General features: G+C 40.5%; 16 protein-coding genes, 1 tRNA gene and 2 pseudogenes. 5 read left to right on the top strand and 14 right to left on the bottom strand.

The window, feature by feature from the left end; genetic code table 11:
• Positions 1-89 precede the first annotated feature (89 nt).
• The 5 genes from KJS55_RS00095 (at position 90) to KJS55_RS00075 (ending at position 2,991) form a co-directional block, all read left to right on the top strand.
• Positions 90-180, top strand: a tRNA-Ser gene (locus KJS55_RS00095).
• 106 nt (positions 181-286) lie between these two features.
• Entirely contained in the window at positions 287-1,210 is a 924-nt protein-coding gene (locus KJS55_RS00090) for a recombinase family protein (RefSeq protein WP_213542357.1), read from the top strand.
• Between the two features lie 142 nt (positions 1,211-1,352).
• Entirely contained in the window at positions 1,353-1,532 is a 180-nt protein-coding gene (locus tag KJS55_RS00085) for a restriction endonuclease subunit S (protein ID WP_213542356.1), read from the top strand.
• Positions 1,533-1,543: 11 nt separating this feature from the next.
• Entirely contained in the window at positions 1,544-2,389 is an 846-nt protein-coding gene (locus tag KJS55_RS00080; RefSeq protein WP_213542355.1) for a hypothetical protein, read from the top strand.
• A gap of 53 nt (positions 2,390-2,442) precedes the next feature.
• Positions 2,443-2,991: a TIGR02391 family protein gene (locus tag KJS55_RS00075; protein ID WP_213542354.1), complete on the top strand. Its 549-nt coding sequence runs from the start codon at positions 2,443-2,445 to the stop codon at positions 2,989-2,991.
• A gap of 41 nt (positions 2,992-3,032) precedes the next feature.
• Here the strand turns inward: KJS55_RS00075 and KJS55_RS00070 are convergent, their stop codons facing one another.
• From KJS55_RS00070 to KJS55_RS17605, 14 genes and pseudogenes are all read right to left on the bottom strand, one after another.
• Positions 3,033-3,230, bottom strand: a complete 198-nt coding sequence (locus KJS55_RS00070; protein WP_005335835.1) for a hypothetical protein — start codon at positions 3,228-3,230, stop codon at positions 3,033-3,035.
• Positions 3,231-3,477: 247 nt separating this feature from the next.
• Positions 3,478-4,844: pseudogene (locus KJS55_RS00065) on the bottom strand (virulence-associated E family protein).
• Positions 4,768-5,411: pseudogene (locus KJS55_RS00060) on the bottom strand (CHC2 zinc finger domain-containing protein). Before KJS55_RS00060 ends, KJS55_RS00065 begins: the two co-directional pseudogenes overlap by 77 nt.
• Before the next feature lie 197 nt (positions 5,412-5,608).
• Positions 5,609-6,079, bottom strand: coding sequence for a hypothetical protein (locus KJS55_RS00055; protein ID WP_003864560.1), 471 nt, complete (start codon positions 6,077-6,079; stop codon positions 5,609-5,611).
• Between the two features lie 273 nt (positions 6,080-6,352).
• Complete coding sequence (locus KJS55_RS00050; protein ID WP_213540768.1) at positions 6,353-6,862, bottom strand: DUF5104 domain-containing protein; 510 nt, start codon at positions 6,860-6,862, stop codon at positions 6,353-6,355.
• A gap of 167 nt (positions 6,863-7,029) precedes the next feature.
• Positions 7,030-8,262 carry a plasmid recombination protein gene (locus KJS55_RS00045; protein WP_009255108.1) on the bottom strand — a complete coding sequence of 411 codons (1,233 nt, stop codon included), beginning with the start codon at positions 8,260-8,262 and terminating at the stop codon, positions 7,030-7,032.
• Between the two features lie 385 nt (positions 8,263-8,647).
• Positions 8,648-9,397 carry a hypothetical protein gene (locus KJS55_RS00040; protein WP_213540769.1) on the bottom strand — a complete coding sequence of 250 codons (750 nt, stop codon included), beginning with the start codon at positions 9,395-9,397 and terminating at the stop codon, positions 8,648-8,650.
• Between the two features lie 287 nt (positions 9,398-9,684).
• Entirely contained in the window at positions 9,685-10,254 is a 570-nt protein-coding gene (locus KJS55_RS00035; RefSeq protein WP_117962074.1) for a DUF6560 family protein, read from the bottom strand.
• A 249-nt stretch (positions 10,255-10,503) separates the two neighbouring features.
• Positions 10,504-10,812 (bottom strand): molecular chaperone, encoded by a 309-nt coding sequence (locus tag KJS55_RS00030; protein ID WP_117992063.1) that lies wholly within the window; start codon positions 10,810-10,812, stop codon positions 10,504-10,506.
• The gene (locus KJS55_RS00025) at positions 10,790-11,038 is read right to left on the bottom strand and encodes a hypothetical protein (RefSeq protein ID WP_005930789.1); all 249 of its coding nucleotides are present in this window, start codon (positions 11,036-11,038) and stop codon (positions 10,790-10,792) included. The genes KJS55_RS00030 and KJS55_RS00025 overlap by 23 nt, the downstream gene beginning before the upstream one ends.
• Positions 11,039-11,147: 109 nt before the next feature.
• Positions 11,148-11,531, bottom strand: a complete 384-nt coding sequence (locus KJS55_RS00020) for a TnpV protein (protein WP_008371551.1) — start codon at positions 11,529-11,531, stop codon at positions 11,148-11,150.
• Positions 11,528-12,070, bottom strand: coding sequence for a DUF4368 domain-containing protein (locus KJS55_RS17615; RefSeq protein ID WP_228300417.1), 543 nt, complete (start codon positions 12,068-12,070; stop codon positions 11,528-11,530). The genes KJS55_RS00020 and KJS55_RS17615 overlap by 4 nt, the downstream gene beginning before the upstream one ends.
• The gene (locus KJS55_RS17610) at positions 12,027-12,503 is read right to left on the bottom strand and encodes a recombinase zinc ribbon domain-containing protein (protein ID WP_228300416.1); all 477 of its coding nucleotides are present in this window, start codon (positions 12,501-12,503) and stop codon (positions 12,027-12,029) included. The genes KJS55_RS17615 and KJS55_RS17610 overlap by 44 nt, the downstream gene beginning before the upstream one ends.
• A gap of 82 nt (positions 12,504-12,585) precedes the next feature.
• Positions 12,586-13,452: a recombinase family protein gene (locus KJS55_RS17605; protein WP_213542353.1), complete on the bottom strand. Its 867-nt coding sequence runs from the start codon at positions 13,450-13,452 to the stop codon at positions 12,586-12,588.
• Positions 13,453-13,508: the final 56 nt, after the last annotated feature.

The raw sequence follows: 13,508 nt of genomic DNA, 5'->3' as shown, positions 1-13,508 counted from the left end.
TTAGAAGGTTTTAGGAGAAAAGAAAGCTTGGAAGGTGAAAAAGACTTGCAAGCGAAAGAAGAATATGGCATAATAACAAAGTGCGATATGGAGATGTACCCAAGTGGCTGAAGGGTCCGGATTCGAAATCCGGTAGGCGCCGAAAGGCGTGCGGGGGTTCAAATCCCTCCATCTCCGCCAAGTTAAAAGCTACATTTTAGTCTTGAGATCAAGGCTAAAATGTAGCTTTTTCTATATTAAACCTCCATGATATACTGCTGGTCAGTGATATCATGGAGGTTTTGCTATGTCTGGATATGTGATCAAGATTCCACAAGAGAAAGAGAACCGTACTATTTGGAGTCGGCAATTAAGAGTCGCTGCTTATTGCCGGGTCAGCACTTCTTACGAGGAACAACAGCAAAGTCTGGAAAACCAAATCGAGTACTTTACGCAATACATCAAAAGAAATCCCTTTTGGAGACTTGTCGCTGTGTATGTAGACAATGCCTCCGGACTTCATACGAAAAACCGGCCCGGATACCAAAAGATGCTGAAAGACTGCTGGAAAGGAAAGATTGATTTGATCCTTGTTAAGTCGCTGAGCCGCTTTGGAAGAGATGCAAAAGAAACCATGACTACGATCAGGAGGTTAAAGCAAATGGGTATCGGAGTGTACGTTGAGATGGGTGGGATCAATACATTGACAACTCCAGATAGTATTATTGATCTGTATGCCGCATTTGATCAGGCAGAGAGCCAGAACAAAAGCGACAATATCAAGTTCGGTTTGCGGCGACGGATGAAAAGTGGAAAAGCTATGCTGAACCATTCTCAATTTCTTGGCTATACAAAAGGACCGGACGGTGTACTGCAGGTGGTCCCAGAGGAGGCGGAAATCGTACGGAAGATATTTGAGCTCTATGTGCAGGGAAACGGTGTACGGAAGATCAAATGCTACCTGGAAGAACACGGGATCAAAACAGTGACAGGGAAGAAGGAGTGGAGCACCTCTACCATCGATCGGATGTTGAGTAACGAGAAGTATGTGGGGCAGGTGCTGATGCAAAAAACTTATACGCCGGATTTCCTGACCGGGAAGCAGGTCAAAAACGATGGGCAGTTGGATATGTACCTGGTAAACAATGCTCATGAAGCGATCATTGACCGGGAGACATTTGATCAGGTACAGGAAATGAAAGGACACATTAAGGATACAGTGCAAATCTAACAACTGCTTTAATGGAAAATAATCTCAATGTATAAAATCTTATAAGGCTTCAAAATTCAAGGCTATCTTTTGGAGTAACTATTTGGTATAATAAATAAAATTAGTTGCTTTTACGTCAGAAAAATAATTTTGGGGGCTCAATATGGATTTCAAGGCACCAAATCACTCTATTGATCTTGGAATGGCTGAAGGTGGAGCACAGCCAAATATATCGAAAGAGAAAATAGTGAATTCGATACTTCCTCTTCCGCCACTCGATGAGCAGCGCCGCATCGTTGCCAAACTGGAAGAAATCCTGCCGTTGTGTGAACGGTTGAAATGAGGTGAAAAAAGATGCTGGAATTTATAAAAATCATCAACAGTGATTATGCAGGAGTACTATCTCTGCTTTCTTCGCTGATTATGGTTGTTGTCACGATCATTTATGTTGGACACACCAAGCGCCAAGCAAATTACGCTAAGGAATCAGCCGAACTTGTTGCAAAACAAATAAAAATAGATAAACAACCGTGTATTGTTCCATATGTAACTGATTCATACGGATCTGTTTGGGATGCCACGGACTATACTCGGATGCAGCTTGGATTTACAATCAAGCTTAGAAATGTTGGTGATTCGCCTGCAATTAATGTTTATACGTTAGCCGATATTGAATTGCAGTTTACAGAGGATTCCGACGGGAATAAAAAGTTGCTTCCGGCATCTTTGCTCCCAGGCTTTGTACAAGCATTATCAGCAGATGAGGAGACGGAAATTAATATCCATTTTGAAACCTCCGAAATCAAGGCGTTGATTTGCGAACTGAGAAAAGCCTCAGAAAAGAATTGGGAACGCCTCAGAACAAACCCCAGCCATCATCATTATACCGGCGCTAAACTTATTGTTCGTGTATTTTTCAAAAACTTGATGGGACAATGGTGTGAAAGTACCATCTCTCACGAGATTGCATGGCTGGAATATAAGAATCCGCCACCTCGGAAAACGCACAACTTAAACGAAAACACTATTCCTCCCCAAAAAATTCGTGAAGGTGATGAGTTTAAGGCCGTATTGTCATCGCATCATATTGCACCATTTGTATTTGCAATGACAACTGATAAACATGTCATCGATGTACTGCAAGGGTATACAGACGAAAGTCCGTGGTTATCGGCTGCACTAAAAGACAACTGTACTTAAGGCATCACCAAAAGGACAATTCCTGTGATGCTGAATGAAATGAGGTGAAAGCAATGAGGAGGAAAGAATACGCTTGTCCCAATGGGTGTTCTCTTCCACCCAGGAGAAAGCAACTAAGGGAATATAACGACGGTACATATGGGTTTGACTTTTATGATTTCACATTTTGTCCTTGTTGCGGCAGCCTAATGCCATATTCCCTAAAGAAACTCAAAGGTTTTTTTGAGGTATACAATATCCATGTAGCGTTATCGGATGCCGTACAACTCATATATAAATCCGAGTTTGAGTCGGCAGCACGTGAAGCTTTTGTGGCTGTGGAGAACTATCTCAAAAAGAAGTCAGGCTTGGATTCCCATGGATTTGACCTGGCGACGAAAGCGCTTTCTTTTGAAATTGACAAGCAGACCGGTGAAATAAAGAGGGCTCCTCTTATTGTAATCAATGAACTTAAAAACGAATCCCAGCGCAACGAACAGGACGGCATCAGGTATATGCTTATGGGCTTCTTTCAGGGGCCTCGTAATTTGTACCAACACAATCACATTGGTTCTGGTGTCAGCAATTCTATTTCCGTGATCATCGAAGCATCTTTCTTCTGAAAGCTTTTGTCAAGGGGGTGCGTGGATATTTTTCATATTACTTACGCAGATTCTCTCTCTGCTTCTGCCTGAATAATACGTTTCAACCTGTCCTCCGCAGTCAAACCGCTACTATGGTCAAAAAACACTTTGACTTTATAATTTGTTTTGCCTTGCTTAATCACAAAAACTCCATCCGGTTTGTTTTTCTCCGAATGGTTATTTGGGGTGGGTAGTGTACTGTTCACAATATTTGTCATACGATATTCCTCCTTGAATGAAAAAGCCCGACAAGGAAAGGTCTGACAACGAAGTTCCGACAACGGACATCAGAAAACCTTTTTTCTTTATCGGGCGATACTATCTTTTTACTATTTCCTTTTTCTTTATAATATTGGTTGTCATGGTTGTCAGAGAGGGAAAAGTGCCGCAATATCAAGGCTTTCGGGATTTTTGCCCGACAACCAGACCGACAACCGGCTCGACAACCGAAGCGACAACGGGCTTTTATTTTTGCTTCAACCATTCTTCTGGAAGTCCTAACTGTTCCATTTCCTCTGTCGGGATTTCTTGAAAACCATCCATGCTGTTGTCAGGCTCGTTGTCGTTCCTAATACGCTCCCAGCCTTTTTGTCGGCGGTAAGGCTCTGGAAAATACCTCGGATTGCTGAACGCCATCCAGCCTGTGACAGCGTTATTCATAATGTCATTGATCTCTCGCAGTTCCCATTGTTTCGGTTCGTCATAATCATGCCCCAGTGCTTCCTTATAAAGCTGTTTGGAACAGACCATGCTGCCGGAATAGCGTTCCAGATAGTCTAAAATCTGTCCTGCCTTTGTGTCCTCCGGCATAAAATCCTTTTGGTGGGCTTTCAGATAATCGTTCATAGCCGGACTGAATCTCAGACGGAAATTGCCGCTTCTGTAAATCTCCATAGCTTCTGCCCACATCTGATTGATATACTCTCTGGAAGCCTGTTCATCCGCCAAAATATGAACCTCAGCCCTTTCAGGATAGACCATAACCGGAACGAAGCGGCGGTTGCCTGTTCGGTCAAGGGGAAGAAAGTCAAGGGTATTAGAAGAACCTCCAAACACACATTGTCGTTTTCTGTCTGCCGGATGTGTTTCATACGGTATCTTATAGGTTTCCTTTTGGCGGCTCAGAAAGGACTTGATTTCTTCAATGCTCTTAGCGTTAGCGGTTGCAATCATTTCCGACATTTCAATAATCCAATGCCCCTGCATTTTGCGGTACACATTTTCATCATCCAGCTTTTTCAAGTCATCAGAGAACCAATCATCATTGACCGCAAGCAAACGGAAGAAAGAGGACTTTCCGGCTCCCTGACCGCCTACAAGACAGAGCATTACCTCAAATTTACACCCCGGCTTAAAGGCTCGTGAGATAGCACCCAGCAGAAACAACTTCAATGCTTCATAGGTGTAATCATCTGTATCAGAACCGAGAAAGCGGTGCAGACAGAAGCGTATGCGTTCTGTTCCGTCCCATTGCAAGGCATTGAGAAAATCACAGACAGGGTGGTAACGATTTTCATTGGCAATAACCGCAACTGCGTCTATGATTTTCTTCTCTACGGTCAATCCATAGTTTTCTTCAAAATATAGGAGCAGATATTTCACATCCACATCCGTCAATGTCGGGCTGTCACGATACCAACCGAGGGGCTTCACAATGTCGATTCTTTCGGTCAGAAGATTTTTTTCGGATAGCCCCTTTCAAAAAGTGGGTCATATTGCAGAACACGCTTATAATTTGCGGCAGTATTATAAACCTTACCTTTCTCGCTCTGCTCTAAGCTGTTTCGGATTTCTTCTACTGTGCATGGTTCTGTCTGCTGACAGTTCTGCAATTCGCTGTTCAAGTTTTAACACCTCCTTTCTCTGTTCTGCCACAAGTGCTTTTCGTTCCTCCAATGAACCATACAGAAGAATATCAAGTAGATATTCGATATAGTTCTTCTTATACAGTGCTTCTGCAAACAGGGGATTCCATTCCTCATCCGGCTGTTTAGGAGCGTATTTCTTTTCCCATTCTCTAAGAAGATGAAAATAATCCGTCAGCACCTTGTAGCAATGATTTTCTTCTTTTTGATACTTCTGTTCCGGTGTCGGCTCACGAATACGAGGGCGAATACTGGGCTTTTGTCGGCTGTCATAGTTAAGACCAAAATCTTCAGCAAGTTTGACAGCAGCTTCCCTCAGCCCGATACCGAATAGCTTCGCTGTCAGATCAACAGCGTCTCCGGTTGCCCCGCAGCCAAAACAGTAATAGCGTTCATCCAGCTTCATACTGGGGGGGGGGACTTATCCGAGTGAAACGGACAGCACGCCATACCAGTGCGACCCACTTTCAAGCCATAGGCTTCTGCGGCTTGTCGGGCAGTAACATTTTCTTTTACAACTTCAAATACATTCATGTGACTCCTTTCCAGAAACGAAAAAAGCACCTGTCATTTTCAAAACGAAAATAGCAAGTGCCTTAAAGTTCCATATTTAATTTTAGGTGCAAAAAAGCAGGAGACCTTTTCAGATTTCCTGCTTAGTAAAGCTTTGAAGATTTAATTGTGGTTGGGTTGCCAGTTATACAAACTGGAAATTTTCTTTTTAGAATGAATTATTTAATTTCTACAATAGCACCATATTTCGTATGCGGAAGATATTGTACCTTTAAATAAGTATTTTTATCAATATACCTTGAAAATACTGTGATTTCGATTTCATCATCTTTAACTTTATCATATAGAAAAATACTTCTTCTTTCAGAAGATATATCTGCACCACCATGAGATTGTTCAGTTACATATCCTTCTGCATAACTATACTGTTTGTTTATGATGTAAGGCATATCTAAAACAAAATCTTTCAAATATAAGATTAAAAGAATAGCTACTATAACAAGAATGGTATTAGCCAATCGAAGAAATATTATATCATTTTTTCCAGTATATTCTTTTTTTATCGCTTCTTTATCAAAAAATATCGAATAGATAAGTTTTCTTTTTTTAATTAGATAGATAATGCAAGCAATTAACGCTATAACAAATAATGAAACTCTTATAAACAATCTAAATATAGCAAAATCCATAATATCATCCCCTTAAACTTCAAGTTTGTTGCTTACATTATACTTCATCAACCTAAAGAATGGAAGATTTTTTCTTGCCTCCCAAAGCAAAAGCACCTGTCATTTTCAAAACGAAGACAGCAAGTGTCTTAGAGTTCCACATTCTATTTTGAGTGCAAAAAAGCAGGAGAACTTTTCAGATTTCCTGCTTAGTAAAGCTGTGAAGATTTAATTGTAGTCAGTTTTTCTTATACCATCCGAAATTTATACTTTAATGTTCTCTCATAACAAAAATCAATTTTGTCCTCCAACAAAAATACCGTTTGGGGGATTATCCCATATAAAATTATCCTCAGCCACTTCGCTCTCCAATGCAATTTCAATTTTATATATCCCCACATTTTGAGCATTTTCATCATCCTCACTATACATATAAAAATTCATACAATACCGTTCCTTCTCTGTCAATATGAGATACATACCATCCAATTCCGTTTTCCTTTTACCATAGTTGCTTTCACTTGATGATGCACAATCGCCCTCAAAACTTTGGATACTGCCCTCAATATAATCGAAAAAATCAGAGATTTCAGTGTCTAAATTCTCAATGCTCTTTTTGCTTTCTTCGGAAAATAGAGATTTGAGTTTCTCTGAATCCTGTTGCTTACATGCCTCGATAATTTGTTGACACATCTTATCCGTTTCATTTTGTTCAGAGCTAAACCAGTCATTGAAATATTTGTTAGAGCAGCCTGTTAAACCGAGTATAATAATCACACTGGAAAGCAACAATACTTTTTTCATATAATTACATCCTTTACTGAATAATTGCAAAATCACTTATTGGATTAAGGTCATTACAAAAAATTTCTTACTATCATTATACTTCATCAACCTAAAGAATGGAAGATATTTTCTTACTCCCTAAAGCAAAAGCACCTGTCATTTTCAAAGTGAAAACAGCAAGTGCTTTAGAGTTCCATATCCTGTTTTTTGCTTTTTGCCTGATCCGTCCGGCTGACTTCACGCTCTGCAATTTCTTTCTTTTTGCGGCTCAACTGCTCTATAATAGAATTTTTGGCTTTCTTCTTGATTTGCTCCGTTCCGGCTTTTTTGACCTCCGGTTTCATCAGCGTGGTTTGGATTTTCTGAATGGTTGATTTCATAGCGTTTGTGATTCTGGCAATCACGCCATCCAATCGTTTCACTGCATACTCAACTTCTTTCTTTGAAGCCTTACGCTCAGGGGAGAGAACCCACGCTTTAGACTGCTCCACCAGCTTAATATCCTCCTTGTGCGTTTCCAGTTTTACAGTATCAGCAACGACCTCAACCGCCTTGTCATAGGCAATATCGGCAACCTCGTCCACCAGAGCTTCCACATCTTCAATCTTCATCGTGAGTTCTTCCAACTTTTGCTCCTGTGCTGCCAGTTGCTCCTTTTGCTTGAAAAGAATATAGTCCTGTTTTTCCAGATAAGCACGACCACCATATTCCGGTTCTTCTTCCAGTTGTAAGCCATGCTTTTTCGCCACATCAAACAACAGCACTCGGCAGGCTGAATCGAAAGTCATCTTGCGGTTATTTTTTCTTCCGACAGGCTTCTCCGGTTCTGGCAGTTCAAACCCCAGTGCTTCCAAAGCCTTTTCCTGTTGTGGGGCAATCTCCCCATATTGATTTTCACAGTCGAACACATGACGCTCGTGAATATGAGGGGTGCTTTCATCCAAGTGCAGTGCCCAATTCAGGATATGGACATGAGAGCCGAAACGCTCATTTACGATTTCCATAAATTCTGTGACGATCTCAATGAGCAGTTCTGGTGGAACATGATTATCAAGCGTTCCAATCTGATAGACCGTTTCCTCTGGGCAGGTCTTTTTGCTTTTGAGCAAATCTCCGGTTTCCTTATTTCTTTCAGGGTGTCGGTTCTTCACATTTCTTTCGTTCTGTCCGGTCACAAAATCACGATACCGCTGACGATAAAAAAGCTGTTCCACATCTTCAAAAGTGGCAGACAGCTCATTTTCCTTTTCGGGATTTTTGAAATTGCGGAAGCCATTGTAACAGTCCCAATAGAGATTTTGTTTGGCTCGTTCTTCGTCAATGTGTTCGCTGTTGGCAATGTCAAAACTGCGGTCATTGTGCTTCGGATTATAAACGCCATTCTTTCCGGCTCGTCCATTGTGCCTTGTTAATTTCACATGAGTTCCTCCTTCTTTTTGATTTCCCCGACAGGGGAGAAGGGCAGCGAAGCTGATTCCTTGCGGCTTTCTGCGTCAAGTAATACCCAGTACTAAGTGGCGAAACGCCACTTAACTGGGCAAGGCTGCCGCCCTTGACCTGCACAGGGGTATTGCATTCCCTGTACCCATGCACAAAGGGTTGCACCCTCTGTACTCCCGCCCGAACAAACTGACTTCGCCCCGTCTCAAGCTCTGTCAGTTCCTTCGGTTTTACAAAACAGTCCACCGGACTATTTTGCAAAAAGAAAAACCGACGCATGATTGCTTTACGCTCAATACATCGGTTTCTTCATCTGACCTTGACGGTCATATTCAGTTGTGGCAGATTAGACAATTTGAAAAATTACTCTGGCATATCTACTGAATAACTTAGATTGTTTCCTCTCTTGTCGCTCTTTAAATCATCATAATACCATAGATACATCGTTCTGTCATATACATTGATTTCAATAACACCATCTGGCTTTTGACCTTCTACTTCTAATGAGTAAATTTCCTTATCATGTGCATAGCCAAAAACAAATCTGGTATCTGGATAATTTGGATTCAAGTCCTGTTGAAAATCACTTAATTTTAAAGATGAATGAATTAGTTCTGTAATATCAGATATAAGAATGCTATCCGCTTTAGTTGTAACCGGTGTAGCATTCATAAACGCATATTGTACAGTTGTTTCCTCCACCTGTTTTTTGCAGCGTGCCATCACAAAACCTTGAACGGGATCATTATCGCTTCCTGCCCGATAGAAAATCGTATCATACTGTTTGCCATTCCATATATGCAATATTTCATCAACATGATTAAGAAAATCTTCTGGAACAGAAAATTCTTCATTTTCAGTATTCAAAGGAGAATTCAAAATAGCTTCTTCGACAGAACTATAATATATGAGTTCAGAATCCTTTTTATCGTAATCGCTCAAATTGAATTCGACATATGCATTGTCTTTATTGTCATCTTCCGGAACATAAGTATAGCGACCATTTTCAATATGGTCATCATAATCAACAAACAGTCCAATACATATCAGTGCTGCAAAAATCAAAAAGACTATTCCTATAATGATTAGCAATATTTTCAAAAATTTTTTCATACAAAAGTCCACCTTCTTGCTTCATTTCAGTAAATTATATCATACCGATATGAACAATTCAATTTACACTCTATCAAGTAGTTTTTTTACTTACCTGTAACGCACATTTCTGCAAAATCCATAGTCCCCGATACTTTCCTCACAGGCGATATACAGTCGGAATTCTGTCAGCTCATGAAATAAGAAAAACCGACGCATGATCGCTTTACGCTCAATACATCGGTTTCTTCATCCGACTTTGACGGTCATATTCAGTTGTCTAACATCGTACTGTTATAAAATCTATGTCATTTACGATTCTTCTTATGCTGATTTGTCCAGTAAGATTTTACAGGGATTCTTCTTCTCTCTATATCTTCCATAAATTCTTCTTTATCGATATTACTATCAATGGTAAATAGCTTTTCCCCATTTACATATACACGCACAGAACCTTTTTTTCTCTCGCAGTAGGTAATATCCCCAAAACGAAAAGTTCTCTTTTTTCCAAAAGTTGACCGCCATGTGATTTCATCTCCGTTCACTTCCAGTTTCCACATTACCATATTGACTATTCCGCTTATGCCTACTAAAAAAAATATTCCAAATATACAAATGACAAACATATCTTCTTTTTCCCTAAGACTCATAGCCGTACAACAAGCAAAAAAAATTGTACCTACGATAAATGCCACGACAAGGAATTTCTCTGTTTTTATTGTATAATGCGTTCTAATTATTCCCTTTTTCTGTTCTTCCTCTCGTTCTTTAGCTCTCTTTTGTTGAAGATTTACAAGATATTTCAAAAGAAGAAGTACAACTAAATAGGGGCCTATTTGTGTAATTATATTCAAACACATTCGTAAAAAATCATTCATTTTTTGCCCTCCATAGTTCCAGCTATATAAAAATGATTGTTTGAAATCGAGTATTAAAAACCTCAATTTTTCATATCTCATTATACTTCATCAACTTAAAGAATGGAAGAAAAAAATTTTTGTGTACAGAGTTCCTGTTCAAACCTTGTAACGCACATTTCCGTAAAATTTATAGTCTCCGATACTTTCCTCACAGGCGATAGGCAACGGTCAAAACATCAGGTTTGCACCTGACATTTTAACCGCATATCAGCCCTGATTATCACAGTATCCCTGCTGGCTGTTCAGCCCATGCTTTTTCGCATATTCACTGGCTTTCTGTCTGCGTTCCTCACTGTAAGGCGGCAGGAAACGGATAGACAGACGGGACTTTGCCAGCTCATAAGAAACACCGCCTTGAACATTGGATTTTTCCAGTCGGCAAAGGTCAGGGTACTTCTTAGCAAAAGCAGCCAACCTCTTTTTCAATCCGGCGTTGTGGGTGTAGATATTTGCCTTGTCCTCGCCCTCATTAAAGAGAACGATTGTTTCTTTCTCAATCTTCGTCAGTCTCGTCATAGCAGCCCTCCCTATGGTTTTTCAACACACGCAGCTTGCAGTAAAAGCAGCGATACCACCTTTCAACACCCTCAGCACTCAGCTTGACGGAAAGCATATAAAACAGCTTCTTCGCCACTGGATCGGGTGCAAGGGCAGCTACCATACGCAAACGCTCGACAGTTGCTTTCAGGTTCGGACAGCCAAAGGCATAAAGGGCTTCCATTTCATTCCGGTTCATCTTCATTGTGTTTTCCTCCTTAAAGTTTGATAAATGAAAAGCGACAGACACTTCATAAGGAAATACCTGTCGCTTCGTTTACGATACAAATTTGTTGGTTTTGGACTTGATAAAATCAGCAGTAAATCATTTCCTGTCTGATGATTTCTTCGGCTCGGTTACGGATAGAGTTCATGGACTGTACCCACAACATCTGATTGTCTGCTTTCATGGTTTCGGTCACGCCCTCGGCTTGTTTCATCTGCTCAATGATAAGGCTGCACCTTTCCGTTGCCTGTTCGTTCAGATCAGCAAGGTAAGTATGCAGTTCGCCGGATAAACAGAGGGCAGAGAACCTTGCAGGGCGGTACTGCTCCAAATATGTCCTGTGCAGTCTGCCCCACATACCGATAGGGCGGTGTTCCTCCGGTAGCTTCAAGTCCGGCACATAGTAATCACCCACAAGAACATAGTCCAGACCGTTGCTTTCGTCATGGATTCGTAGTTTCAATTCTGTCATGCTATTTTTTCTCCTTTCACTTTTTGCCGATTTGATTTGCTTGTGGCGTTCTGTTCAACACACACATTGCTATCAGAGCTTTTTTCTTCTGCTATACGCTCATGCTCCGCAAATTCTTTTGATTTCTCACGAATCTTTTTCATATACTTACGATTGGATTCTCGTTTTCTGCGAAGTCGTTCCGCCTCTTTTTCAGCAGCAATCCTTTCTTCCTCGGTTGGTTCATGCTGCTCCACAGGTACTTGAAATTGCCCGACATAGTTAAGATATATCTCCACCTCTGTGGTGCGGTCTGCACCTTTTCCTTGTGGCTCGTGAACCAGTATTTTGTCGATAAATTCATTTATCATGGCAGGAGTAAGTTCTGTAATGTTCTCATACTTTTTAACCAGCTTTAGAAAACGCTCCACATTATTTTGACCGCCTATAATCCGTTGCATATCAGCGGTGTCAGTCTCAATAATCTTGTTCAGCTCGTTCTGCTCATTTTCATAATCAGTAAGCATACTCTGAAAAAAGTCTGTCCGGCAATCTTCCAATCACATTATCTTCATAGATTTTCCTGATAAGCATATCCAGTTCGTGAACTCGCTTCTGATTTCTTTCAATGCGGTTTTTTACAGTTTCAGAAACAGCAATATCTTTCATCGCCGATTCTTCTTGCAGAGAATAAACAAACTCCCGCTCATTCAAAGAAACATAATGGCAAGTCTCCTGTATGGTTTTCAGAATGATGCTTTTAAGTGCTTTTGTTGAAATATGGTGGCAAGTACAATGTCGGTCATACTTCTGATAAGCAAGATTATATGTGGAACATTCATAACAATCTGCCGGATTGGAATAACTTGTCCTTTTTTCGCCTTTGGCAGTATAGTATATTCTTTCTCGCCCTTTCCGCTGCCTGTGATTATACATCGGCGCACCACAATCAGCACAGTAAATCTTTCCGGTCAGAACATTAGGCTCGCCCATAGGATCTGCTTTTCTTACATTCTGTCTTAACTTTTGAGCAAGCAGCCATGTTTCTTCATCGACAATAGGCTCTTGTGTATCATCAAAAAACCACCCAATCTTCCTTATCTGCCCTTTTCGTCTTTTTGTCCTTATAGGAATTTTTGAATGTCCTGAAATTGACAGTCTTTCCGATATACTCTGGTCGGGCAATCAGAGTAGTAACCTGATTTCCTCGCCACATATACGGATTTTCTTTGTCATAGTTGCTTGCATGATTTCCAAGTCCCTTTTTGCCAAGATAATAAGATGGTCTTTCAATTTTTTCTTCTGAAAGTTCTCTTGCTATCTGATAAGGTCCTTTTCCCTCAATAGTCATGCGATAAATTCTGCGGACTACTTCAGCAGCTTCTTCATCAATAATCCAATGGTCGGGGTTTTCGGGGTCTTTCAAATAGCCGTATGGTGGGATATTACTTGTATGAGCGTTGCCGGAAGAACCTCTGGATTTCAGTACAGCTTTAATTTTCTTACTTGTGTCCCTGACAAACCACTCATTCATGATATTCAGAAAAGGGGCAAACTCACTGGTTTCTTGACGGTCACTGTCAATACCATTATTGATTGCTATAAATCGAACTTCCTTTTCTCTAAACAGAATGTCAGTGAAAAAACCTACTTGCAGATGATCTCTGCCGATTCTGGACATATCTTTGCAGATACAGGCAGTGATTTCTCCGTTTTTAACACCTTCAACAAGTCTGTTCCATGAAGGTCTGTCAAAAGTCGCTCCACTCCAACCATCATCGGTAAAATGAACAAGATTCGTAAAACCATGTTTCATAGCATAATCTTCAAGCATTTGCTTTTGATGAACTATACTGTTACTCTCTCCAGCATTATCATCATCACGAGACAGTCTTTCATACAAAGCAGTAATGCCATTGCTTCTATCTTTTTTTCTTCTCATGCTGAACTCCTTTCTTCAATTCCTATCCACTCCTTACGCTCACAAAATATCACATC

This window comes from Pusillibacter faecalis, from assembly GCF_018408705.1.
Lineage (GTDB): Bacteria > Bacillota > Clostridia > Oscillospirales > Oscillospiraceae > Oscillibacter > Oscillibacter faecalis.
This window is presented reverse-complemented; position numbering and strand designations above follow the sequence as displayed.